Annotated in this window: 29 protein-coding genes and 4 tRNA genes; 17 read left to right on the top strand and 16 right to left on the bottom strand. The window is 36.6% G+C overall.

What is annotated here, in order from left to right:
- Positions 1-2 precede the first annotated feature (2 nt).
- The 3 genes from DWQ18_08575 to DWQ18_08565 are packed head-to-tail and all read right to left on the bottom strand — an operon-like array spanning position 3 to position 2,121.
- Positions 3-272: a Trm112 family protein gene (locus DWQ18_08575; GenBank protein ID RDJ33195.1), complete on the bottom strand. Its 270-nt coding sequence runs from the start codon at positions 270-272 to the stop codon at positions 3-5.
- Positions 269-1,204, bottom strand: coding sequence for a gfo/Idh/MocA family oxidoreductase (locus DWQ18_08570; protein RDJ33194.1), 936 nt, complete (start codon positions 1,202-1,204; stop codon positions 269-271). Before DWQ18_08570 ends, DWQ18_08575 begins: the two co-directional genes overlap by 4 nt.
- Complete coding sequence (locus DWQ18_08565; GenBank protein ID RDJ33193.1) at positions 1,201-2,121, bottom strand: branched-chain amino acid transaminase; 921 nt, start codon at positions 2,119-2,121, stop codon at positions 1,201-1,203. Before DWQ18_08565 ends, DWQ18_08570 begins: the two co-directional genes overlap by 4 nt.
- Before the next feature lie 98 nt (positions 2,122-2,219).
- Between DWQ18_08565 and DWQ18_08560 the strand changes: the two genes are divergently transcribed.
- Positions 2,220-2,423 carry a hypothetical protein gene (locus DWQ18_08560; protein RDJ33192.1) on the top strand — a complete coding sequence of 68 codons (204 nt, stop codon included), beginning with the start codon at positions 2,220-2,222 and terminating at the stop codon, positions 2,421-2,423.
- Between the two features lie 5 nt (positions 2,424-2,428).
- Here DWQ18_08560 and DWQ18_08555 read toward each other — a convergent pair whose 3' ends face one another.
- From DWQ18_08555 to DWQ18_08545, 3 genes are all read right to left on the bottom strand, one after another.
- Entirely contained in the window at positions 2,429-3,031 is a 603-nt protein-coding gene (locus tag DWQ18_08555) for a hypothetical protein (protein RDJ33191.1), read from the bottom strand.
- A 48-nt stretch (positions 3,032-3,079) separates the two neighbouring features.
- Positions 3,080-3,153 (bottom strand) — tRNA-Pro (locus DWQ18_08550).
- Between the two features lie 48 nt (positions 3,154-3,201).
- A complete protein-coding gene (locus tag DWQ18_08545) occupies positions 3,202-4,044 on the bottom strand; it encodes a ferredoxin--NADP reductase (GenBank protein RDJ33190.1) in 843 nt (280 codons plus the stop codon).
- A 130-nt stretch (positions 4,045-4,174) separates the two neighbouring features.
- Between DWQ18_08545 and DWQ18_08540 the strand changes: the two genes are divergently transcribed.
- Positions 4,175-4,248, top strand: a tRNA-Ala gene (locus DWQ18_08540).
- Position 4,249: 1 nt separating this feature from the next.
- Here the strand turns inward: DWQ18_08540 and DWQ18_08535 are convergent.
- The gene (locus tag DWQ18_08535) at positions 4,250-4,801 is read right to left on the bottom strand and encodes a HEAT repeat domain-containing protein (protein ID RDJ33189.1); all 552 of its coding nucleotides are present in this window, start codon (positions 4,799-4,801) and stop codon (positions 4,250-4,252) included.
- A 108-nt stretch (positions 4,802-4,909) separates the two neighbouring features.
- On the opposite strand from DWQ18_08535, the gene DWQ18_08530 reads away from it, so the two are divergent.
- Positions 4,910-5,197, top strand: a complete 288-nt coding sequence (locus DWQ18_08530) for a DNA-binding protein (GenBank protein ID RDJ33188.1) — start codon at positions 4,910-4,912, stop codon at positions 5,195-5,197.
- Between the two features lie 21 nt (positions 5,198-5,218).
- On the opposite strand, the gene DWQ18_08525 is transcribed toward DWQ18_08530, so the two are convergent.
- Genes DWQ18_08525 through DWQ18_08515 form a run of 3 tightly spaced genes read right to left on the bottom strand, consistent with a single transcriptional unit; the run spans position 5,219 to position 6,912 of the window.
- A complete protein-coding gene (locus DWQ18_08525; GenBank protein ID RDJ33455.1) occupies positions 5,219-6,067 on the bottom strand; it encodes a carboxyvinyl-carboxyphosphonate phosphorylmutase in 849 nt (282 codons plus the stop codon).
- A gap of 43 nt (positions 6,068-6,110) precedes the next feature.
- Positions 6,111-6,362 carry a hypothetical protein gene (locus tag DWQ18_08520; GenBank protein RDJ33187.1) on the bottom strand — a complete coding sequence of 84 codons (252 nt, stop codon included), beginning with the start codon at positions 6,360-6,362 and terminating at the stop codon, positions 6,111-6,113.
- A gap of 40 nt (positions 6,363-6,402) precedes the next feature.
- Entirely contained in the window at positions 6,403-6,912 is a 510-nt protein-coding gene (locus DWQ18_08515) for a PadR family transcriptional regulator (protein ID RDJ33186.1), read from the bottom strand.
- Between the two features lie 94 nt (positions 6,913-7,006).
- Here DWQ18_08515 and DWQ18_08510 point away from each other — a divergent pair, with 94 nt between their 5' ends.
- Genes DWQ18_08510 through DWQ18_08495 form a run of 4 tightly spaced genes read left to right on the top strand, consistent with a single transcriptional unit; the run spans position 7,007 to position 10,277 of the window.
- The gene (locus DWQ18_08510) at positions 7,007-8,719 is read left to right on the top strand and encodes a succinate dehydrogenase/fumarate reductase flavoprotein subunit (protein ID RDJ33185.1); all 1,713 of its coding nucleotides are present in this window, start codon (positions 7,007-7,009) and stop codon (positions 8,717-8,719) included.
- A complete protein-coding gene (locus tag DWQ18_08505) occupies positions 8,720-9,169 on the top strand; it encodes a succinate dehydrogenase (GenBank protein RDJ33184.1) in 450 nt (149 codons plus the stop codon).
- Between the two features lies 1 nt (position 9,170).
- Positions 9,171-9,515, top strand: coding sequence for a succinate dehydrogenase (locus DWQ18_08500; protein RDJ33183.1), 345 nt, complete (start codon positions 9,171-9,173; stop codon positions 9,513-9,515).
- Positions 9,516-10,277 (top strand): succinate dehydrogenase/fumarate reductase iron-sulfur subunit, encoded by a 762-nt coding sequence (locus DWQ18_08495; protein ID RDJ33182.1) that lies wholly within the window; start codon positions 9,516-9,518, stop codon positions 10,275-10,277. It begins immediately after the preceding gene.
- On the opposite strand, the gene DWQ18_08490 is transcribed toward DWQ18_08495, so the two are convergent.
- The gene (locus DWQ18_08490; GenBank protein RDJ33181.1) at positions 10,278-10,601 is read right to left on the bottom strand and encodes a DUF59 domain-containing protein; all 324 of its coding nucleotides are present in this window, start codon (positions 10,599-10,601) and stop codon (positions 10,278-10,280) included.
- A gap of 49 nt (positions 10,602-10,650) precedes the next feature.
- On the opposite strand from DWQ18_08490, the gene argH reads away from it, so the two are divergent.
- A complete protein-coding gene (argH, locus tag DWQ18_08485; GenBank protein RDJ33180.1) occupies positions 10,651-12,111 on the top strand; it encodes an argininosuccinate lyase in 1,461 nt (486 codons plus the stop codon).
- A gap of 88 nt (positions 12,112-12,199) precedes the next feature.
- Positions 12,200-12,652, top strand: a complete 453-nt coding sequence (locus tag DWQ18_08480) for a hypothetical protein (GenBank protein ID RDJ33179.1) — start codon at positions 12,200-12,202, stop codon at positions 12,650-12,652.
- A 64-nt stretch (positions 12,653-12,716) separates the two neighbouring features.
- Here DWQ18_08480 and DWQ18_08475 read toward each other — a convergent pair.
- Positions 12,717-12,790, bottom strand: a tRNA-Lys gene (locus DWQ18_08475).
- A gap of 95 nt (positions 12,791-12,885) precedes the next feature.
- On the opposite strand from DWQ18_08475, the gene DWQ18_08470 reads away from it, so the two are divergent.
- Positions 12,886-12,963: transfer RNA gene (locus DWQ18_08470), tRNA-Asp, on the top strand.
- A 61-nt stretch (positions 12,964-13,024) separates the two neighbouring features.
- Positions 13,025-13,540 carry a ferritin gene (locus DWQ18_08465; GenBank protein ID RDJ33178.1) on the top strand — a complete coding sequence of 172 codons (516 nt, stop codon included), beginning with the start codon at positions 13,025-13,027 and terminating at the stop codon, positions 13,538-13,540.
- Positions 13,541-13,555: 15 nt separating this feature from the next.
- Here the strand turns inward: DWQ18_08465 and DWQ18_08460 are convergent, their stop codons facing one another.
- Complete coding sequence (locus DWQ18_08460; GenBank protein ID RDJ33454.1) at positions 13,556-13,942, bottom strand: DUF302 domain-containing protein; 387 nt, start codon at positions 13,940-13,942, stop codon at positions 13,556-13,558.
- A 113-nt stretch (positions 13,943-14,055) separates the two neighbouring features.
- Here DWQ18_08460 and DWQ18_08455 point away from each other — a divergent pair, with 113 nt between their 5' ends.
- On the top strand, positions 14,056-14,409 hold the full coding sequence (locus DWQ18_08455) for an ArsR family transcriptional regulator (protein RDJ33177.1): 354 nt from the start codon (positions 14,056-14,058) through the stop codon (positions 14,407-14,409).
- Between the two features lie 7 nt (positions 14,410-14,416).
- Here the strand turns inward: DWQ18_08455 and DWQ18_08450 are convergent, their stop codons facing one another.
- The gene (locus DWQ18_08450; protein RDJ33453.1) at positions 14,417-14,614 is read right to left on the bottom strand and encodes a hypothetical protein; all 198 of its coding nucleotides are present in this window, start codon (positions 14,612-14,614) and stop codon (positions 14,417-14,419) included.
- Between the two features lie 384 nt (positions 14,615-14,998).
- Between DWQ18_08450 and DWQ18_08445 the strand changes: the two genes are divergently transcribed.
- Entirely contained in the window at positions 14,999-15,199 is a 201-nt protein-coding gene (locus tag DWQ18_08445; GenBank protein RDJ33452.1) for a hypothetical protein, read from the top strand.
- A gap of 35 nt (positions 15,200-15,234) precedes the next feature.
- On the opposite strand, the gene DWQ18_08440 is transcribed toward DWQ18_08445, so the two are convergent.
- On the bottom strand, positions 15,235-16,032 hold the full coding sequence (locus DWQ18_08440; protein ID RDJ33176.1) for a fructose 1,6-bisphosphatase: 798 nt from the start codon (positions 16,030-16,032) through the stop codon (positions 15,235-15,237).
- Between the two features lie 77 nt (positions 16,033-16,109).
- On the opposite strand from DWQ18_08440, the gene DWQ18_08435 reads away from it, so the two are divergent.
- From DWQ18_08435 to DWQ18_08425, 3 genes are read left to right on the top strand one after another with little or no spacing between them, the layout of a single operon-like run.
- Positions 16,110-17,225 (top strand): hypothetical protein, encoded by a 1,116-nt coding sequence (locus DWQ18_08435; GenBank protein RDJ33175.1) that lies wholly within the window; start codon positions 16,110-16,112, stop codon positions 17,223-17,225.
- Positions 17,226-17,234: 9 nt separating this feature from the next.
- A complete protein-coding gene (locus tag DWQ18_08430; protein ID RDJ33174.1) occupies positions 17,235-18,392 on the top strand; it encodes an AAA family ATPase in 1,158 nt (385 codons plus the stop codon).
- Positions 18,389-18,700 (top strand): hypothetical protein, encoded by a 312-nt coding sequence (locus tag DWQ18_08425; GenBank protein ID RDJ33173.1) that lies wholly within the window; start codon positions 18,389-18,391, stop codon positions 18,698-18,700. The genes DWQ18_08430 and DWQ18_08425 overlap by 4 nt, the downstream gene beginning before the upstream one ends.
- Positions 18,701-18,716: 16 nt before the next feature.
- Here DWQ18_08425 and DWQ18_08420 read toward each other — a convergent pair whose 3' ends face one another.
- Positions 18,717-20,084, bottom strand: coding sequence for an FAD-dependent oxidoreductase (locus DWQ18_08420; protein RDJ33172.1), 1,368 nt, complete (start codon positions 20,082-20,084; stop codon positions 18,717-18,719).
- A gap of 280 nt (positions 20,085-20,364) precedes the next feature.
- Between DWQ18_08420 and DWQ18_08415 the strand changes: the two genes are divergently transcribed.
- Positions 20,365-21,261: a peptidase gene (locus DWQ18_08415; GenBank protein RDJ33171.1), complete on the top strand. Its 897-nt coding sequence runs from the start codon at positions 20,365-20,367 to the stop codon at positions 21,259-21,261.
- Positions 21,262-21,322 lie beyond the last annotated feature (61 nt).

Here is a 21,322-nt window from a genome sequence, read left to right as displayed (position 1 = left end):
CTTCACAAGTGCCATGGTGATGCCTGCTTAATTATTTTTTCAGGAAGTTTATCCTTATTATTTTTCAAAAATTCCATATCTTGTTTTTTGTCACGTAATTCATCAGGTAACATTATTGGAATCTCTTCTATAATTGGATAGAATCTCGAGCATTTTGTGCAGTACAATACTCCTTCCTCAACTATCTCTGTTTTTGATTTACACTCTAGCAGTTCAAGTGGAAAATGTTTGTCAATTGGACATGCTAAGATATCCAGCATACTTTTTTTCATTTTAAATCGAGATAAATCGGGGTTCCTTTCTGACTAGATAAAAGTGCCGCTTCTGCAATCTTTGTAACGTTAACAGCATGCTGTGCTTTTACTAATAACTCGTTTTTCCCTTCAATTGCTCCCAAAAATGTTTGAAGCTCGAGTAACAGCGGCTCCTTTTTTTCATTGCGAGGAATTTCTGTATCATTATTTGTTTCAATCTTTACTTCTTGTGTGATAAAGTCTGATGAAATTATTGCATCAGTACATACTGCATTGAAAGTTCTGACTCTGGTTGGTGTAATCCAGTTTGATGATATTATTGCAACTTTATTGTCTTTGAATCCAAGCATTATTGAAGCAAAATCTTCATGCTCGTGTCTTATCTTTCCTGCTCTTGCAAAAATTACTTCAGGGGTATCATCAAAAAGCCACATGGCAGTGTCAATATCATGAACAGATGTATCGTAGATAATTCCTACATCTTTGATATGCAAGGGCATCCTATTTTCTCTATGAAATTCTAGCATAACTAATTCTCCGTATTTTTTTGATTTAACAAAATCTTTCACAATTCCTACTGCTGGATTGAATCTCTCAATGTACCCGCAGGTGAGAAGAACTTTATTTTTTTCAGCAAGTTTCATGAGATCTTCGCCTTCTTCTGAGAGATACGTCATGGGTTTTTCAACGAAAACATGTTTTTTTGCTTGAATCAATTGCGTGGCAATCTTTGCATGTGTTGATGTAGGTGTACAGATTACAGCTGCATCAAAATCTTCTGAAGATAACAATGAGTCAACAGAGTCGTATTGGTTAACAGAGTATCTTTCTCCAAACTCCTTGCATCTCTGCTTGTCGGCATCACAAATTGCAACAAGAACGCCTAACTGTGAGAGAATTCTCGCATGGTTTTTGCCCCATCCTCCGGTTCCAATTTGTGCAACTCTCATTGGTATACCGCCGTTAACCAGTGTGAATATTTCTTCTTTCTATTCATTACAATATCCGTATATTCTGACATTATGGCTTTTGTGATGGGTCCTACTTTGCCGTTTCCCACTTTTTTTCGATCAATTTTGATTATTGGTGTTATCTCTGCTGCAGTTCCTGTAAGGAAAATCTCATCTGCCTTGATCAATTCATTCCTGTTGAATTTCTTGATTGATGCTTTGTAACCACTATCTTTTGCAATTTTTAGAACTGCATCTCTGGTAATTCCATTAAGGGCTGATGAACTAATTGGTGGAGTGTACATCTTTTCTCGTTTAACTATGAAGATATTTTCTCCAGGTGCCTCACTTACATTTCCTTCCAAATCTAGAAGAATCGCCTCATCGAATCCTTTTTTCTTTGCTTCTTGTGTTGCGATGATTGAGTTTAGATAGTTTCCTCCCATCTTTGCTTGAGTTGGAGTTGATGCATCAGAGAATTTTCTCTTTGATGACACGCCAGCGGTAATGCCGTTTTTGTTAAACAGATCTCCAAATGGAAACATAAAGATTGCAAGGTGTGTTGGTGCATTTTTTGTAACATGCAAATTGATTCCATACTGACCAATAAAGTAAAACGGTCTAATATAGCAGGATTTTTTCATCTTGTTTTTTTTGCATAAATTGATGATTGCTTTTTTGATCTCTCCATCAGAATAATTCAAGGACATGGAATAAAATTTACCAGAATTTCTAAATCGTTTTACATGCTCATCTAGTCTAAAAATAAACAGGTTTTCTGAATTCCAATATGCTCTAATTCCTTCAAATACTGATGTTCCATAATGAATTGCATGTGTTGTGACAGGAACTTTTGCTTTATCTATGGAGACTAACTTTCCATCAAACCAAACAAATTTTGAATTAGAAAATTTCACATCAATTCGAGGATTTGGTCATAATTAATCTATTTCCATAAATAATTTGGAAAATAAAGAATTCTTAGTTCATATACCTAATAAAAAAATAGTAATTCTTGGAAACTCATAGGAAATTTTCATTTGTTGGACTTTTTTTGTTAATTGCAACATTTGGAATAAACTATTATCATGAACAGAATCATCCTGGGGATGAATTCAACTATGCATATGTGACTGGAATAGCAATGATTATTTTTTTCATGCTTAGCTTTGCCATGTTTAATATGGATAGATGGAAAAAATCAAAAAAATCAAAGTAAGGACATTATTTTGACCAGCCTTCTTTAGGAAACTTCATTCCCAGTACGCGTGTGGTAGAATCCTCCAATTTCGCAAATTTCTCTATTATGCTCCAATTTTCTTGAATAATTTTTGCAACAGATTCAGGTACATCATTCTTCCATCCAGAATCTGCCCTTTCTACTGAATCATACATCTTTTCTTTGACTGATGCAGCTGAGATTGATTTTCTGGTACCAACCTTTGGTCTTAATCGATACATCTTGAGCATGTATCCCTCTGCTTTGTCTCCAGTGTATGTAAAATAATCATCCTCTATTCCTTTTAGAATCTGTTTTCGAAGCTTCCAAGAGTTTGGTGATAAAAGAGGTGGCATGTATTTTGAGAATGGTGCAAAGAATGTATAATTTCGTGATACCTCAACTGAATCACCAAAAACTGATTCTATCATTTTTTTTCGTATTTCAAAACCAAATGGAAAACTCTTACTATTAATTTCAGAATCTTCTTTCATGAAAATAACCGGCATTACAATTATTTTGTCAGCTTGTGATTTTAGATCATTAATAATTTCAACATGAGCGTTTGTTACTGGATTCAAATGTGCAAGGTATAATGCAGTTGCCAATCAGACTATGATTTCATTTGTCCTATTTCAATGATTGAATTTGTAACATGGGGACGATGGGAGTTGAACCCATGATCTCCAGCGCCCGAGGCTGGCAGTCTACCAAGCTAACCTACGTCCCCGTAGGTAAATTCTAGTGCATGATATTATTTCTTTAAAAAAATCTACTGCTATCCGTATGATTCGAACTTTACTTCGAAGCTTCCGTCAGCTCGCTTTTCTCTTTGCGTAACAAAGTTCTTTGGTTTTAAGAAGTCCATTACACCATCAATTGTTCCTTGCCAACCACAAATGTAAAACATTGTGTTGTCTTTTGTAATCTTCTCGCCAACTAATTCTTCAAGTGGTGACATTCCGTCTTCACGTGGTCTCAGAAATGTCTCAACTCTTCCAGTTTGTCCGCCCCATGATCTGTTAAACCAGTCTTGTGGTCTACTGATAGTTGCGCGATAAGTAAAATTCCATTTGTCCTTGCCTTTGTCGAGGCTTTCGTATTCTAGATTAGTGAAAAGTTCTTTGTAGCTGAGCTCATCAACATAACTGGCACCGTGTAATACAACAATTTCTCGTTTGTCTCCTACATCATGGAGATGTTGTGCAAAACTAACAAATGGTGCAATACCTGTACCACCACCAATACATACGATTCTTCTGTTGTCTTTGTTACCGTTTGGAAGTGTTTCATTAATTGATAGTGCTGCACCAGTTGGTTTAATCCAAGTTACTTCATCTCCTTCTTTTGCATTAAACAATTGAGTGGTTAATCTTCCAGGAAGTGGTTTTCTTACCCATCTGATAACAAGTTCAATGTATTTTTTGTTTTCAGGATGTGATGCAATAGAGTATGCTCTTCTGATGACTTTGCCCTCACTTGGAACATTCATTCCAATTGTAATGAACTGACCTGCGTGGTAATCTGGAACTACCCCATCGTTTGGAACTAGTCTGAATATTGCAAGATCTTCTTTTAGTAATTGAATATATGTAATCGTGGCCTTATTTTCTACAACCATGCAGTATTGATCGTGATCTCCAGTGGTTAAATATCTTATGTTAGGATGTTGGGAAATTGGCCTAACATCTAAAACGTTAATAACCAATCCAAAAAATCTTATTCGATCGCAGATTCTTGCTGATCACTTTGGGCCGGTCGTCTAGACTGGTAGGATACGCCCTTGGCATGGGTGAGATCGAGGGTTCAAATCCCTCCCGGTCCACTTATGATTTCTTTTGAGCTAAGACTATTAGCTTTTCAAGCTCTGCATCTTTTTCTTTAGAAATTTTATCTATCTCTTCTTTGTGAACTGTTTCTCCAATGTCGATTGCAGCCTTTAGCGCACTTTTTTTCACTTCAATGCTTGAATCAAAGAAACATCTGTGAATGACATCTTTTGCCTTTTCTGCTTTTAGAAATCCTAATGCTCCTAATGCACACTCGCGAACCATGGAGCTCTGATCTTCTGTAAGTTTGATGATTGACTCGATACAATTTTTCTCATTTCTATTTGCCAAAATTAATGCAGAAAAACCTCTTACATATCTGCTCTCAGAATCAAGACTTTGAATTAAAAATTCTGAGATGTCATTTTCATTTAGAACAAGGGCGCTAAATGCCTCCCCTCTAACCTGAATATCCGGATCATCTAATTTTGTGATAATTTTTCTGATAATTTCTGGGTCTTTTGCTTCAGAAAGTGACTCTAGAGTTTGAATTTTCAAATCTTTTGAATCAGAATCTAAAATTTTTGTAATTTCCGCATTATTTACCATAAATTATCGCTCTCCATATCTTGAATTTTGGATTTTTTCAAAAAAATTCCCCCAATATTCAAATTCGCTGATCTTAGATTTAAATTATCCTGAGTAATCTCAAGGCCTATGTCAAACGAAGCAAGAGACACCATATTCATTGGTAAGAAACCTTTGATGGCGTATGTTACTTCTACGCTAATTCAATTGGCAAACTTACCTTCCGTACACATCAAGGCAAGAGGTCTCAGCATCGGACGTGCAGTTGACGTAGCACAAATCATCTCACGAAAAACCGAAAACGCTGGATACTCTATTGGTGAAATCAAGATTGGCTCTGAATCATTAGAGTCACAAGACGGCAAACAAAGAAACGTATCAACAATAGAAATTGAAGTAAAGAGAAACGCATCCTAAATGCGCTTTACTTGACATTTTTTATTCTCTTTTTGAATATCCGTACTTCTTTTCTAGCTTTCTAAACTTTGATAACTCTACTAAATTGTTAAACTCTTCAAAGTCTACAAGTTGCTTTTGAATTTTTTTAGTTCCACCTGTCTTCTTTAATTCCTTGAGAACATTCATTGTCGAAAATGTATTTGCAAACAAAACAGAAAGCGGATACAGAATTATCTTAAATCCCATCTTGTACAAATCTGATGCAGAACTAATTGGTGTTGCTCCACCTTCAATCATATTTGCAACAAGTGGAGCTTTAATGGATTTGCCAATAATCTTCATCTCCTCAATTGATTGTGGAGCTTCAACAAAAATAATGTCTGCTCCTAATTTTTTATTTTTTAATCCACGCTCTATTGCAGCATCCAATCCTTGAGTTGCTCTTGCGTCAGTTCTTGCAACAATAACAAAATCCTTACTGCTTCTTGCATCTAACGCAGCACCTAGTTTTTCTGCATACTCTTCATACGGCACTACTTCCTTTCCTTGCATATGTCCACATCTTTTTGGCCATCTCTGATCCTCTAGAAAAATTCCAGATGCACCTGCACTCTCAATTTCCTTGACTAGTTTCCATACGCTGAGGGCATTACCATATCCTGTATCTACGTCTACAATTACCGGAGTAGAAACCGCTCTACAGATTCTCCTTGCATTATCCACAGTTTCGGTGGCTCCAATAAAGCCATAATCAGGCATACCAAATAGAGTTGCAGAGGTGCCATATCCAGTTTGGAACATTGCATCAAACCCAACCTTTTGCGCTATCTTTGCACCTATTGCATCATAGACACCTGGAATTACAAGCGGTCCTTTCTTTTTTAGAATGGCCTTGAATTTTTTCAATGAGGAAGATTTGGCGGTGAATTATTTATGATTTTAATTCATCTGATTTGTTTTGAGAAACCCACTTTTCATACATTGCAATCAACTCATCTACATCAGTACCCTTTTCTGAATAAGTTACTATTACACCAAATTTTCCTTTCTTGTCATGTCCTCTTGCAAAGTAACCCCAAAAGGAATCTGGAAGTTTTTGGAAATTTGCCTTATCTCTTGATACTCCTATCAGGTTTTTGGCAACTGTCTCTAAAACCTTTGAGGCATCATCTGACTCTATCATGAAACTCTTAAAACTTGACTAATAATAAATGCTGAATTTTCTATTCTACCTTGAACTCTTTGCCTTTCTTTTTGGCTGATTTTTCATCTAATTTTTCAAGCTCTGACTGGAGGAACTTTCTATATTTTTCAGTCTCTTGCTTTGTCATGTTTTCGGCATTTGAGCTCAATAATGAGCCCATGCTGTAGATCTTCTCCAAAGTATCCATGGCTACAAAGCGTCCAATGTTTCCTAGTCTAAACAATACGTCAAGTTGTTTTCTTACAACATCATGAATCTTCTCGACATCTTCTGCTGTTGATTTTCCCTTTGATGTAATCTGATACTTGCCATCCTTTGTTTCATCGATTAATCCCTCATCTAGTAGCCTGCCAAGTAATGGATAGATCAATCCTGGAGATGGTTTCCATATGCCTTGGCTTTGCTCAGAAGCATGATCGATAATCTCTTTGCCAGAATATGGTTTTGATTTTAAGAGCTCCAAGATGTAGTATCTTGAAAATCCTCTGGGTACCGAACTGCCTACCCTTTGAAACCAGTCTGAAATCATCACTAGTGATATCGCTAGCGATATATATTAATTATTCGGATCAAGGGGATTCTATACTACATATTTAACCACCCTCATGGTAGTCTGACTGAAAATGGTCGAGTCAATCGAATATGATTTGATTATCTGTGGCTCCGGATTGGCTGGATTGCGTGCTGGAATTTCAGCTGCACAAAAAAGTCCTGATATCAAAATTGCAATGGTATCTAAAGTTCAGGTTATGCGTTCACATTCAGTCTCTGCAGAGGGTGGTACAGCTGCAGTACTGTTTGAAGAAGAAGGTGACTCTATTGAATCTCACATTTATGATACGGTAAAGGGAAGTGACTTTTTAGCAGACCAAGATGTCGCTGAAAGACTTTGTCGTGAAATGCCAAAACAAGTTTACCAGCTAGAACACTGGGGAATGCCTTGGTCTAGAAGAAAGGACGGAAGAATTGATCAAAGAGCATTTGGTGGATATAGTTTTCCAAGAGCAACTTATGCATCTGATAAAGTTGGATTTTTTGAGATGCAGACACTCTATGATACATGTCAGAGATTTGATAATATTGAATATCTCAATGAATGGTTTGCAACTTCAATAATTCACGATGGTCAGAGATTTCTAGGAATTACTGCAATTGATCTAAAGTCTGGAACATTTTATTCAATTAAAGCTAAAGCACTAATCATTGCAACTGGCGGTGCAGGAAGACTGTACAGCTTTTCAACATATGCTCACTCTTCAACACCTGATGGACTAGACATGGCATTTCGTGCAGGAATGGCACTCAAAGACATGGAGTTTGTTCAGTTCCACCCAACTGGAATCTTACCATCTGGAATTCTAATCACAGAGGGAGCAAGAGGTGAAGGTGGTTACCTTCTAAATAACAAGGGTGAGCGATTCATGAAAAAATATGCAGCAAACAAGATGGAGCTTGCACCAAGAGATATTGTTTCTCGTTCTATGATTACTGAAATTAACGAAGGCAGAGGATTCAAACATGAGACAGGTGTTGACTGTATGAAGCTTGACCTGCGTCATTTGGGTGATGAAGTAATCAAAGAAAAACTTGGAGGAATCAGAGAGATTTCAATCAAGTTCTCCGGTATTGATCCTGCCCAAGAGATTATGGATGTTAGACCAGTATGTCACTATATGATGGGTGGAATTCACACTGACATTGATGGTGCCACAGAATTACAAGGCGTTTGGGCTGCTGGTGAGGCTGCATGTAACAGCGTTCATGGCTCAAACAGATTAGGCGCAAACTCCACATCAGAATGCATTGTATGGGGAAACATCACAGGCTCACTTGCTGCTGAATACATCAAAAAAGGAGTTCCTTCTACACCATGGCCACATCATCTAGTTACTGCAGAAGAGAAGAGAATCTATGATGGAATATTTCGCGGAAATGGAGATGCAAATCCATACGAGATTAGACAGGAGCTTACTGATATGATGAATGAAAAAGCATACGTATACAGAACTGAAGAAAAACTCGTTGATGGTTTGAGGAAGCTTAGAAAACTACGTGAAGAAACCTGGAAACATGTTGATGATAAAGCCAAAGAATACAATACAAACTTTACAAATGTAATGGAGCTAGATTCTATGTTTAGAGTGGCAGAAGTTGTACTGATTGGGGCAATCAACAGAAAAGAATCAAGAGGAGCTCATGCAAGAACTGATTATCCAAAACGTGACGATACAAAATTCTTACATCACACTTTGGCATACTATGATCCAAAAGAGCCAATAATGAAGACTCATCCTGTAACAATTACTAATTACCAACCAGTGGAGAGGAAATACTGAATGCCAAAAGTAGATGAAAACAAAGTAAACGAGAACAAAGAAGGAATCAAGGGAATGGCAAATCCCGGAAGATACGGGATTGAGCGCTTTGCATATTGGTTAATGCGCTTGACAGGATTGGGACTGTTGGCATATTTTGTTGCTCACATTTATGAAACAAGTAATATTCTAAAAGGAAAGGCCGGTTGGGCAGAAGTCCTTGCCATGACACAGACCACAGAGGGTCACATCGTTCTTACCATTGTAATTGGAATGTGTGTCTTTCATACTGTAAACGGAATTCGTGTAATGCTAGGACATGGTGGTATTGGCGTTGGAACTCCAGGTAGAGCTGACTATCCATACACTCCACGTTCTCAAAACTATCGACACAAAATTGGAATCTACTCTGCAATAGTATTGGCTGCAATAGCAATGATGTACGGAATGACCGTAATGTTTGGTGAATAAAATGAGAGAAAGCACAATTATGAAAATTCACTATGGAACTGCACTTGGAGCAGTTGCTCTTGTCGCAGTGCATATTTTGTTTAGACTAACACAAGACTTCTCTCAATCACTAGAGTATGAGAGTGTAATTGCAAATTACCAGTTCCTACCATATGCTGGAATGCTTGAGATAATCTTGATACTATTATCCATTCATGGATTCAATGGATTGCGGGTTATATTGCTGGAGTTTAAACAAGGACCGTCATATGAGAAAGCAGTATCGTATGGGTGTATAGCTGCAATGATTGCAGTAATTGCATATGGTTCACGAACTATATTTATGACGAGCATGGGGATGGTGTAAATGGCAACAGAATTAGCTACTGAACAATCATCTAGTAATGTATCTCCTTCTCAGACAATCACACTGCGTGTTGCAAGAATTAATCCAAATGTCGATGGTGAGAAAAAATTCATGGACTTTCAGATACCTGTTCAGAAATGGACTACAGTCCTTGAAGCAATTCTTGAGGCAAAGCAACATTTTGATCATTCTATTGCTGTGCGATATTCCTGCAGACAGGCAACATGTGGTTCATGTGGAATGGTTATTAATGGAAAACCAAGATTGGCATGCTTTACAAAAATTAGTGAGCTAAACTCTAATGTTGTAACAGTAGAGCCGATGAATAACTTTCCAATAATTCGAGATCTTACAGTTGGCTTTGATAGAATGTTTGCAAACCACAAAAAAGTAAAGCCGTTTATGATTAACGATGAGACAGAAGTTACTGACAGAACTAAAGAACACATTCAAACACCAGAAGAGCTTGAAAAATTCATCCAGTTTGCTGGCTGCATAAAATGTGGCCTGTGTAACTCTGCATGTCCAACAATGACTATGGATTCATCCTTTGTTGGCCCACAAGCATTGGCACAAGCATACCGATACGTTGCAGATAATCGTGACAAAGGAAAGGATGACAGACTAAAAGTTATTGATGAATCACATGGTATATGGAGATGTCATTTTGCCGGATCTTGCAGCCAGGTCTGTCCAAAGGGAGTTGACCCTGCTATGGGAATTCAACTACTTCGAGGATATCTCTTAGGCTTTAATCGTTAACTAGCCCTGCTTTTTTGGATTTGGGCTGTTATTTACCTGATTGTTAATCTGCTCTGCCATAAAGTGATTTGAGACATTTACCTTGACATCATCAATTCCATCTACCTTTAGCAGATTATCATGAATATCTTGGCAGATCTTGAATCCAAACACTGCTGGACAAAATGGACTAGTCAGATGCAAATCCACTTTAACATTTTTTTCATTAATGTCTACTTCATCAATCAATTCTAAATCAGTAATTGATGTGTTGATTTCAGGATCTACGATCTTTGATAGTTCATCAAAAATTTTCACACGAAGTTGTTTGACGTCTTGTGACATGAACGGCAAATCGTCTATGCTATATATAACCATTCTAGAAATAATCGTGATGTATCGGTCACGTCTAGGAAATGACCTCAACAAAATAACTCTTGATTATGTTTCATCAATATCAGATGATACTGAGATTGCATTGTATGATATCTTGGGCAGTCAAGCACACGCAATAATGCTGTATGAGAATAATATTATTTCAAAAAATGATATCAAGAAAATTTTATCAGCACTTGAGGAACTCAAGAAAGAAAAATTTGACACACAATCTGATTCTGAAGACATTCATGAACTAATTGAATCACTAGTAATCAAAAAGGCAGGAATTGCAAGCGGTGGAAAGATGCACACTGCACGATCTCGCAATGATCAGGTCTCACTTGATATTCGAATGAAGATTCGAGATGACATTAACATCTTGTGCAATTGCTTGCTAGATACAATTGAAGCTCTAGTGTCTCTTGCACAAAAACATGACAAAACAATCATGCCGCTTTATACTCACTTGCAGCAAGCTCAGGTAGGAACATTCTCGCATTATCTATTGGCACATGCCGATGCATTATTTCGTGATTTAGACCGACTATACGTCACATATGGACGAGTAAATGAGAGCCCATTGGGTGCAGGACCTGTTGGTGGCACTAGCATCCCAATTGATAGGCAAAGCACCGCAAAGATGTTGGGCTTTAAGGGAATAGTTGAGAACTCTATTGATGCTACCAGCACTAGGGATTTTGTAGCAGAATATGTCTCTGCAATCGCAATTCTAATGACAAACCTTAGCAAGATTGCTGAGGACTTTGTAATTTGGTCAACATCTGAATTTTCATTCATAGAATTATCCGACGAGTTTACTTCTCCATCAAGTGTTATGCCACAAAAAAAGAATCCTGACATCTTGGAGCTTACCCGTGGAAAGACAGCTGAAATAATTGGTTACTTGATGGCAATTTTGTCCACTGTAAAGGGATTGGCAACAGGTTACGGACGTGACCTACAGCAGATAAAATCATCAATATGGAAGACATCAAAAATTTCAATCAGTGCCTTAATTGTAATGAAATCCATGCTGTTGACACTATCTGTTAATGAAAAGAACATGAAAAAGGCTGCAGATAGTGGTTATCTTATTGCACTAGACATTGCAGAAAAACTAGTTCAAAGCGGTGTTCCGTTTAGGACAACTCACAAGATTGCAGGACAGCTGGTACAAACAGCATACCAATCAAAAAAACAATTATCAAAACTCACGCCATCTGAGATAACAAAATCAATTCATGGAACAGGAGTTGACTCTAAAGTTGTAACTGAAATCATCAAGAGTACTACCATTGCATCATCACTCAAGGAGAGAAAATCCCAGGGCTCATCAGGATTTTCAGAACAAAAGAGAATGATTGAAAATAGATTGACAAAGATTCATGCATACCGGGGCGGTACTATAAAACGAGACAACGATGTCACAAATTCACTGGATGCATTATCCTCAAAAGTAAAAGAACTGACAAAATAATTTACAAAGAAACAATTTTCACAAGTGAAAATCATCCTAGATAATTATCCCTCCATTATAATACTCTAAAATAGGAATAATACTGAAAATGACTAGTAGAGGCATCTGGATTGGAATCACAATAGGTGTGTTCTTTGCAGGAATTGGTATTGGATACGCCGCGATACAACCATCTCAAACTATGCCTGTTATGAGTTCTCAACATATGCAACAAATGATGAATGATCCTCAAACAATGAACCAATGGCATCAACAAATGATGCAGAATCCACAGGTAATGGATGGTTGGATGCAAGCGATGATGAGTGACGAAAGTACTATGCAAAAATTTCATCAGACCATGATGAATGATAAAAGCCATATGCAACAAATGATGAATGATCCAAACCATATGGAAAAGATGGCAGAGATGATGAATAGCAATCCTCAGATGAAGCAACACATGATGGGTATGATGAGTAAGAATGGAACAATGTCAACTGAACACATGATGATGGGAAAGAACAATACTATGTCTGGAAACCAAATGATGATGCCATAATTCTTGAATCTTGATTTTGACTTGATTTTATAATCAATGAAGGAATTTTTGGCATATTTAGTAGCGGGTCTGGTGGGATTCGGACCCACGACAACCGGATTAAAAGTCCGGTGCGCTACCTGGCTGCGCTACAGACCCCCACAACACTGCCCGGCGTGTATAATTTAGTCTTTTACAACAAATTTTGATCTGAAGGAAAGTTTTAAACTGGCAAATTTGTTTTGAATTACTGCGCCCTTGTAGTATAGCCCGGTCTAGAATTCGGCCCTGTCACGGCTGAGACGCGTGTTCAAATCCCGCCGAGGGCGCCATAAGTTTTTTCTAAATAATATCTTGAGAAGGATTTTTAATCATCATGTGTGAAATTATAACATGAAACTTTCTGCCAAGATGACAAAAGCACTAAATGATCAAATTGCTATGGAGGCATTTGCATCAAATTACTATCTGTCAATGGCATCTTGGTCTCAAATTACTGGGTATGAAGGAACTGCCGGTCTGTTTTATGCTCAGTCAGATGAAGAGCGCATGCATATGCTCAAGATTATAAAATTTCTAAATGATCTTGGTGTTACAGTAGTAATTCCAGCAGTAAAACAACCACCAAAGGATTTCAAATCAATTGAGGGGATATGCAAAATAGCATTAAAAAATGAACAGGCAGTTACTGCATCAATAAATAAAATTGTAGAGTTGGCACAAAAAGAAAAAGATCACAGTACGTTTACATTTCTACAATGGTTCGTAGATGAACAAGTCCAAGAAGAGACAAAGTTTGAAACTATTCTTCAAAAATTTGAATTAATTGGCCGTGATAAGCTTGCAATAAACGAGATTGACAAGATTCTTGGTACTATGGCAGCAACACCAGAACCTGCTGCAAATTAGTGAATTATCTAGACATTATTTTGATTTTTCAATTATATCAATCAGATTTTTCTCAATCTCATTTCCCAAAAATTGCATATTATTTTCTGAAACTAAACCAAGTAAGGCTGAAGGTTTTGCAAGACTGATAAAATTTCTTCCTTTCTTTTGGTAAACTGCTATTGTGCAGGGTAACAAAAGACCCAATTCTGGATTTGAATCTAAAACCTGTTTTGCTAATTTTGGGTTACATACCTCTAACAATTCATAATTCTCTTTGAACTCTAAGCCCTTTTCTTCCAATATTTTCTTAAAATTTAGAGAACCAAGTACTCCAAACCCAATCTCCTTTAGGTTTTGAGTAAGACTTTGTATTGCACTCTCTATTGTTTTTGCTGTAGATACAGTATGACTAAAACTCATACTTTTCATTATACAATATTCAATATAACAAGGGAGATAATTTTCATCAATGGAAATTAAATATGAAAATTGCTTGCCTCTTAATTTTTTAATCAGTTTATCATTAAACATGCATGGCAGACGAAATCAGAACATTACCAAGTGATTCTCCTCTTAAAACTGCTTTACTTGATGCATTAGCTGATGATTATTCTCGAAATATAATGAACTATACAATTGAACAACCTAGATCTGTAATTGATATTGTCAAAGAACTTGATATTCCCATGACTACCGCATATAGACGAGTCAATGATCTTACTGATAAAAAAATTCTAAAGGTAACAGGTTCTGTAGTTACCGATGATGGAAAAAAATACTTTCTCTATCAATGTAAAGTAAAGGCTACCTATGTTGTATTTGGGTTAGAGGAGCTAAATGTACAGATTATTGATAATATTGGATTTACAAACAGTGCATACTGGTAAATTTTTACTAAATTCTGTTATTACTTGAAGATCTACCTCTAGGTTTTGTTCGTAAGATAGTTTTGCAACACGGACATCTATGTCCCTTACATGTCAAAAACAAACCACAGTATGTACATCGTTTCTGACCGTGTTGATATTTTTCCTTCATGGTAATTCCTTGACTCTTGTACTCTTCACACATTCCTTTACATGTTGCAGCCATTTTACTCGTAATCCCACAAAAATCCGCAGTTTCTACAAAAAATTCCATATTGATTAACGCAAGTATTTGAGCTCCCACATCTTAGGCAAATTCTAACAAGTCTATTCAGATGCCTATTTTTTGAAAAATCAAAACTGACAAGATATTGTTTCATGTGTAATATACGGTAATATCTGATATTATTACCGGGTACAATTTCCTTTCACGATTATCAATTTTGGAAATCAACAGTGGAAAACCTATTGCGTATTTTTATCCAAATTTTACCTAATTATTTCAATGTCTGCTATACCAACTAAAGAAAAAAAATCATCAAGCGTTACAACATATCTTATAATATCTGGTGTGCTGGCTGCAATTGGGATATCTCTATTTGCTTATCTGATGTGGTATGTTAGCCCAGCTGAGATTATAGAAAGAGTAGAGATCATTGCAGTTACTGACGCAGGTTGTATTGCTGAAACTCCGGACGGATATGCTGTAAATATTGGTCAGTGTGACGCAAAAGCAGGTGACTATATCATGGCACCTGTTGACCAAAAACTCAAAGAAAGAGCAGCTTTGATGAATCCCACTGGACAATAATTTTTTTCATTTTTCTTTAACAAATAGTTCATTGATTACTTCATTTGAGACATTATTTCATCTAGCATCTTTTGATTTGATGCTGCGACAAATGACAATCTTGTCTTGTAGCTTAAATCCGAATCAAGTGGTTTAAGATTTTCATCCAATAATAATCCCCCTGCCTCCTTTACAATCAGATATCCTGCAGCTATATCCTGAATTCTAATCTTATTTCTCAAATCGATAAATACATCCATCAAGCCTCTTGCAAAGAGTGCCATCTCTAGTGCATTTGCACCTAGATGTCTGATGTGATTGTGTTTCTCAAAGATTGGTTGCAATTTTTCTAACAGCTTTGCATCAGCCCCTGATGCGTTTACTCCAACAATTCTGTAAACTGGCTCCTCTCCGTGAACTTTGATCTTATTTTCATTTAGGAATGCACCCTTTCCCTTTGATGCCCAATACATGTTTCCATTTGTGAGGTCAGTGACTGCACCATCGGTAATGGAGCTAAGCCTATCCTCCTTTGCAAATGCAAGTGAGCAACAAAAGAATGGTACTCCTCGTACTGCATTTGCAGAACCATCAATTGCATCCATTATAATGAACCCTTTTGGCTTGTCTGATAATTCAACTCGTCCGCATTCTTCACCTAACACAATGCATTCAAAATTAATCTCGCTTAGATAATCAAGCACTGTTTTTTCGGCGGTTACATCGATGTTTCTTGAGATATCTCCTCCTGCACCTCTTCCAAAATCTCCTGCAGCATCATCTGTTCCTGCCAAGTCCTTAACATTTTCATAAACTCGTCTTGATGCTTCCTTGATTACATCAATTACTTCCATAACCGATCTGTCTGAAATCGTAATTTAAGTGAAAGAGACATTGAAAGCATAAATAACAATAAAATCGCCTTTGGTACGTGAGTGGAAAAGATCAATCTGTAGTAAGCAAAGAAGCTCTAATGAGTACAAAGCCTGGCAAACAAATTATCAAGCAGGGATTATTCAAATCAAAAGGATTCAAACTATTCAATCAATACAAGGAGGAGACTGAAAACGAATTTCCAAACTTTGCAAAAAGATTTGCAAGTGATCTTCTTAAAGAGATAAAATCTGATTCAAATCCAAATTCTACACAACAAGCGTTTGGAAACGAGGTAGGCTCAACTGAGATTATTCTAAAAAGCTCAGAGATTGATCCAATTAAATCAAAACTCGAAAGTTCTGACGTCTTACAGGATCGAGTGATGAGAATACTAAACTCAAATTTTGTAAAGATGACATTTCCTGTCTTTAACGCACTGTATGATGCAGCAGCTGACTATGCTGGAACATCAGATCCTCAAATGCGTGAAAACTTGGTTGACGGACATATCATTGCAATAGACCTTAGTGAGCCAATGGATAGAATAGTAGACAAGGATGAGGATCTTGACTATCTTGATGATTACAAGCTAATGAATCCATACATACTCAAACTTGCCCGAGACAAAATAGCAAAGGGTGGCGATACTGTTCTCAAAGAATTTGAAGAGGGATTCAAGGATGCAAGAATAGGCCAGTATATTGATACAAAACTCAAATCAAAACCAACTGAAATCACTGAAGAAGAAATGAATCAGTGCTACAAAAAATATCGAGCAGTCATGGGCACTGCAGGAAGAAACATGGCACTAGCTCAAAGACCTCTTGGTGAAATCTTCTACTTGGGTATGGCAAGAGCTGCCGAAGGAGTAGGATGTGGAAATGAGATTGAAGATTCTATCAAAAATGGATTTGTTAAGATACCATCTTGGCCACTTTATTATTCCCTACTTTCCGGTAATGTAAAAAAAGGATTTGAATTAACTCTGGAAAAAAGTAATCTGTATTTGCAGGATGCAAGATTAGCATTGGAATTACTCCCAGAAGGATTCTCTTACAAAGAATTTCTAGAGTTCTTATTCCTAACTGTTGAGCACTATAACCAATTTTGGTATAACAAGTTACAAAAAGCCAACATGTGGTCTGACTTTGAATCAAAACTTCCAAAGTGATTCAAATTGATGTGGTCAGAAAAACATAGACCTCAAAGCATTTCTGAAATGGTTGGAAATGAAGAGGCACGCGCAGCAATTGTAGAGTGGTTTGCAAAATGGAAAAAGGGAACAAAACCCCTCTTGTTAGTGGGACCGCCGGGAATCGGTAAAACAACGATTGCAAATTTGTCTGCAAAACAATTTGGTTATGACATGATTGGTCTCAATGCAAGTGATGTCAGAAGCAAAGCTCAGATTAATGATATTCTTAGTCCTGTACTTGGGAACGTCAGTGTCTTGGGTACTCCAATGATCTTTGTTGACGAAGTTGACGGAATTCACGGCCGCTCAGATTACGGTGGTACAGAAGCATTGATCAACATTCTAAAAGAACCGACAGTTCCAATGATACTTGCAGCAAATTCTGATTCTTCTGATAAGATGAAGAGCATCAAAAAAGTGACAAAATCTATCGTGTTTAGACCAATTCCGCCTAGACTCTTACGCCTCTATCTTGAAAATATAATAAAAAAAGAAGGTGCAAAAATCTCCCCAGGCTCTGTGATTAAAGTCATCGATGAATCACGCGGGGATATCCGCTCCATGATAAATATGACTCAGTCTATGGTTACTGGGTTTAATCCGTCCACTGAAAAGTCATTTGAGACATTAAATATTGAAGATGGAATCAATGCGTTTTTCAAATCAAACACACTAGATGAGGCAAGAATTGTTTTGTATTCTATGCAGATAGACCCACGAGAGAAGATTATTGCATTCTATTCTAGTATTGTGACTAGCAGGATTTCAAATGATGACATGCAAAACATGCTTCAGGTAGTATCTGAGGCTGACATCCTATATGGAAAAATAATGAAGAACCAAGAATGGAGATTACTGCGTTATCTTGATGCTATTCTGATTAAATTATACAAAAAAGATACATCCATTCGTTATAACAAATTCAATTTATCCTGGCCCCTTTTGAATCGATTACGTTGGGATGGTAAAAACATCAAGGCATTTGCAACTGTAATGGCAAAACAGATGCACATTTCACGTAGTACATTTGGTACGTTTTACCTACCGTATTTGTTATTCTGTCTAAAGAATAAACAATTTAACTTTCCTCTAGAGGAAAGTTTTGGTGAACTCGTTGAAAAAGAGATGGAGCTAATAAAATGAGCTGGAGAAAAATTCCCATGAAATTTCCTGGGACATGTATAGTATGTAATGAAAAAATTCAGATTAATGAAATTGGATTGTGGGCAAAAGGATTGGGCGTAAAGCATGAAAAGTGTGCTGAAGTTAAGGAACTAAAGTGTGGAGTTTGTGGTGGGCCTGCAGGATGTCAACAATGCGAGTTTATTGAAAACTGTGATCTAGAAAAAGTTTCACAAATATGTATCTGCAAAAAGTGTTTTGATCAAAAAAACTCTTTTGATAATTATCAAGAATCAATAAAAAAACAATTCCATATACTAAATCACTAAGAAAATTTTTTGGAACTTAATTTTGTTTAATCTGAATCTCTTGCTCTGATTTTTCTTTCAAATGATTGATTATCTTTGGATGACATAACATAGAACTATGTGCTGCAGAGTCAGTACCTATTCCATAGCTAATGGTTGAATCTCCCACAAAGAATAATCCCTTGATTCCCTCTATGTTATGCGGCATCTTTTGTTTCCAGACTAATCCCGGTTCTTTTACAACTGCTTCAACTAATTTCCATGCCATTGGTTTCTCCCAAAGGAGATTTTCCTTAAAATCAGGATAAATCTGAGAAATATCTGCCTTCATTCTGTCTACCACTTCTCTAATCATTTGTGGATTGTCGGTATATTCAGATGGAACAGGAGTGCCTGCCATGACTAGATGCTCTCCTTTAGGAGATACAGATGGTGCAATGTTTGTGATAAAAAAAACACCTTTTGCAGTATAGCTGCTTCCTACAGGAAAAACAATCTGTCTAGAATCAATCTTTTTTGAGAGACAAAAATGTACCTCAATTACTGATGTTGTCTTGTTTAGTTTTTCAACTTTGGATAAGAATTTTTTATCAAAAACTTCATCATCAAAGAATTTCTTTACGGCAATGTATGCTGGATTAGAGACTATCACACAGTTTGATGGGAAAAACTCTCCACTTTCTAGTACGACTCCCTTTACATAATTATTTTGTATTACAATTTTTTTTATTGGGGTAGATAGGTTCACTATTCCACCATTATTTTTGACATACTCCTCTAATATCTTTGAAATTTTGTCATATCCACCTTCTGATGGATAACCAAACTCACTTGTTCCGCCCTTAAACGGATTAGCCCTGATTATTGTTCGTACAAATTCCCCAAGTGATACATGATCAGGTGTATCAGCAAAAGCTAACATACACACTGCATCAAAAAAAGATCTTGTTTTCTCATCCATCGCTTTTGTAATTTCAGTTAATGATTTTGAATCTAACTCTTGAGCTTTTTCCATCGAAGTGAATGCCATTGGCAAAAGTATCCTTAACAGCTTTAGTCTACTCTTCATTGGAACAATTGATAATTGAAAAAAATCCAAAATACCTTTTGGATATTTATGAAATTTTTTTTCTTGAAAAAAAGTAATATCATCGACAATTGATAATTTTAAATCAGAAACTATTCCTATCTCTTCTAATACTTTGTAAACTGCCGACGTTTTGTAAAATGGCATAATATGAAATCCATTATCCAAAATATGTCCCTTGTAACTAGTAGATGTTGTTCTACCACCAACTTTAGGAGATTTTTCAAATATTCTGACTGGAATTTTTTCTTTTACCAATAATGCCGCAGATGATAATCCACTTACACCTGCACCAATAATTATTACTTCATCTTTCATTGAAATTTTTTTTGAATTATTGTATTTAATCTCAAAATGAATTTTCTTCTAGTGCTAAATCCGTACAGAGCATGTTTTCTTAAAATACTAAATCGAACCAATGTTAGTTGCGAGGAACGAGCATGCGTGACAAATTGGTTCCTAGAATGCAAGAATCCCCCTCGAGCATTAACCTGTCACACCGAGTCATTATCATTCCTCGCTTTTCTAGTGACCGTTTTTTTACCACTAGGTGATCAATTTAGCACTAGTTATATACTATAAGAGCAAACTAGTGCTAATGAAAACAAAAATCGCTGTTATTGCTACTGTTTTGGTACTACTACCACTTGCACAAAGTGCAAGCGCAGAAGTACCAGCATGGATTAAGACCAATGCAGGTTGGTGGGCGGATGGACAAATCGGAGATTCTGATTTTGTACAAGGAATTCAATTCTTGATAAAGGAAGGAATTCTAGTTGTTCCTACAACAAGTGTATCTGGTGAGAAATCTGATGTCGTACCTGACTGGGTAAAAACCAGTGCAGCATGGTGGTCAGACGGTTTGGTTAGTGATGATGAATTTGTAAATGGATTACAGCATTTAATGAAGATTGGAATTATCTCTGTACAAACCGATTCAATGGCTGAGGATACAGTAAAGAGCGCTTCAGTAGAATCTTCTGATAATTCTAAAGTCGCTGCATTGCAAGCAGAGCTTGAAGCATGTCAGGAAATTACAAAGGCATACAAGAGATTAGATTGTGAAAAAGAAGTTAAAGAAAAATTAACTTTGATTGAATACAAAGAAAATTCAACTCCATATAATGTTGGACCTGTCACTTTCTATTATCCTGGAGTCGAGTTTGAAATAAGCTCCTCTGGTCAAGCACTCTTAACTGTTAAAATGCTAGCAGAAAATACAGGATCAAGTGATAACGTCGCACTCTCATGTACAGGCCCCGCAATATGTAGCTATGATGTTACAGATGGCTCAAAAGCATACAAGTATTCTGGAATGGACTTTACCAACGGTCAAATTGTTTTGAAACCAGGTGAAGCAAAAGAATTCACAATGCTCTTTGGACCAAACATTGGTTATGGAGGAACAACTTTCGAATATGATTCATCAAAGAGTTATTCTTTTAGAATCAATGAGCCATGGGGAAGTATGAACATCCCATTAGATTTGGGATGATTCCAAATTTTTTATGGTGAAAAATATGATTATGATGAAATTAAAAAATAAAAAATCAAAC

Source organism: Thermoproteota archaeon (genome assembly GCA_003352285.1).
Taxonomy (GTDB): domain Archaea; phylum Thermoproteota; class Nitrososphaeria; order Nitrososphaerales; family Nitrosopumilaceae; genus PXYB01.
The sequence above is the reverse complement of the archived record's forward strand: the minus strand, read 5'-3'. Positions and strand labels throughout refer to the sequence as shown.

What these genes read in the sequence shown, in the direction of transcription:
- DWQ18_08575 (RDJ33195.1), bottom strand. Translation starts at nt 272, where the DNA reads ATGAAAAAAAGTATGCTGGATATCTTAGCATGTCCAATTGACAAACAT.
- DWQ18_08530 (RDJ33188.1), top strand. Translation starts at nt 4,910, where the DNA reads ATGTCAAACGAAGCAAGAGACACCATATTCATTGGTAAGAAACCTTTG.
- DWQ18_08570 (RDJ33194.1), bottom strand. Translation starts at nt 1,204, where the DNA reads ATGAGAGTTGCACAAATTGGAACCGGAGGATGGGGCAAAAACCATGCG.
- DWQ18_08495 (RDJ33182.1), top strand. Translation starts at nt 9,516, where the DNA reads ATGGCAACAGAATTAGCTACTGAACAATCATCTAGTAATGTATCTCCT.
- DWQ18_08445 (RDJ33452.1), top strand. Translation starts at nt 14,999, where the DNA reads ATGTGGTATGTTAGCCCAGCTGAGATTATAGAAAGAGTAGAGATCATT.
- DWQ18_08440 (RDJ33176.1), bottom strand. Translation starts at nt 16,032, where the DNA reads ATGGAAGTAATTGATGTAATCAAGGAAGCATCAAGACGAGTTTATGAA.
- DWQ18_08420 (RDJ33172.1), bottom strand. Translation starts at nt 20,084, where the DNA reads ATGAAAGATGAAGTAATAATTATTGGTGCAGGTGTAAGTGGATTATCA.
- DWQ18_08545 (RDJ33190.1), bottom strand. Translation starts at nt 4,044, where the DNA reads ATGGTTGTAGAAAATAAGGCCACGATTACATATATTCAATTACTAAAA.
- DWQ18_08455 (RDJ33177.1), top strand. Translation starts at nt 14,056, where the DNA reads ATGGCAGACGAAATCAGAACATTACCAAGTGATTCTCCTCTTAAAACT.
- DWQ18_08460 (RDJ33454.1), bottom strand. Translation starts at nt 13,942, where the DNA reads ATGAGTTTTAGTCATACTGTATCTACAGCAAAAACAATAGAGAGTGCA.
- DWQ18_08520 (RDJ33187.1), bottom strand. Translation starts at nt 6,362, where the DNA reads ATGATAGAGTCAGATGATGCCTCAAAGGTTTTAGAGACAGTTGCCAAA.
- DWQ18_08535 (RDJ33189.1), bottom strand. Translation starts at nt 4,801, where the DNA reads ATGGTAAATAATGCGGAAATTACAAAAATTTTAGATTCTGATTCAAAA.
- DWQ18_08480 (RDJ33179.1), top strand. Translation starts at nt 12,200, where the DNA reads ATGACTAGTAGAGGCATCTGGATTGGAATCACAATAGGTGTGTTCTTT.
- DWQ18_08465 (RDJ33178.1), top strand. Translation starts at nt 13,025, where the DNA reads ATGAAACTTTCTGCCAAGATGACAAAAGCACTAAATGATCAAATTGCT.
- DWQ18_08425 (RDJ33173.1), top strand. Translation starts at nt 18,389, where the DNA reads ATGAGCTGGAGAAAAATTCCCATGAAATTTCCTGGGACATGTATAGTA.
- argH (RDJ33180.1), top strand. Translation starts at nt 10,651, where the DNA reads ATGTATCGGTCACGTCTAGGAAATGACCTCAACAAAATAACTCTTGAT.
- DWQ18_08450 (RDJ33453.1), bottom strand. Translation starts at nt 14,614, where the DNA reads ATGGCTGCAACATGTAAAGGAATGTGTGAAGAGTACAAGAGTCAAGGA.
- DWQ18_08515 (RDJ33186.1), bottom strand. Translation starts at nt 6,912, where the DNA reads ATGATTTCAGACTGGTTTCAAAGGGTAGGCAGTTCGGTACCCAGAGGA.
- DWQ18_08510 (RDJ33185.1), top strand. Translation starts at nt 7,007, where the DNA reads ATGGTCGAGTCAATCGAATATGATTTGATTATCTGTGGCTCCGGATTG.
- DWQ18_08500 (RDJ33183.1), top strand. Translation starts at nt 9,171, where the DNA reads ATGAGAGAAAGCACAATTATGAAAATTCACTATGGAACTGCACTTGGA.
- DWQ18_08415 (RDJ33171.1), top strand. Translation starts at nt 20,365, where the DNA reads ATGAAAACAAAAATCGCTGTTATTGCTACTGTTTTGGTACTACTACCA.
- DWQ18_08430 (RDJ33174.1), top strand. Translation starts at nt 17,235, where the DNA reads ATGTGGTCAGAAAAACATAGACCTCAAAGCATTTCTGAAATGGTTGGA.
- DWQ18_08505 (RDJ33184.1), top strand. Translation starts at nt 8,720, where the DNA reads ATGCCAAAAGTAGATGAAAACAAAGTAAACGAGAACAAAGAAGGAATC.
- DWQ18_08490 (RDJ33181.1), bottom strand. Translation starts at nt 10,601, where the DNA reads ATGTCACAAGACGTCAAACAACTTCGTGTGAAAATTTTTGATGAACTA.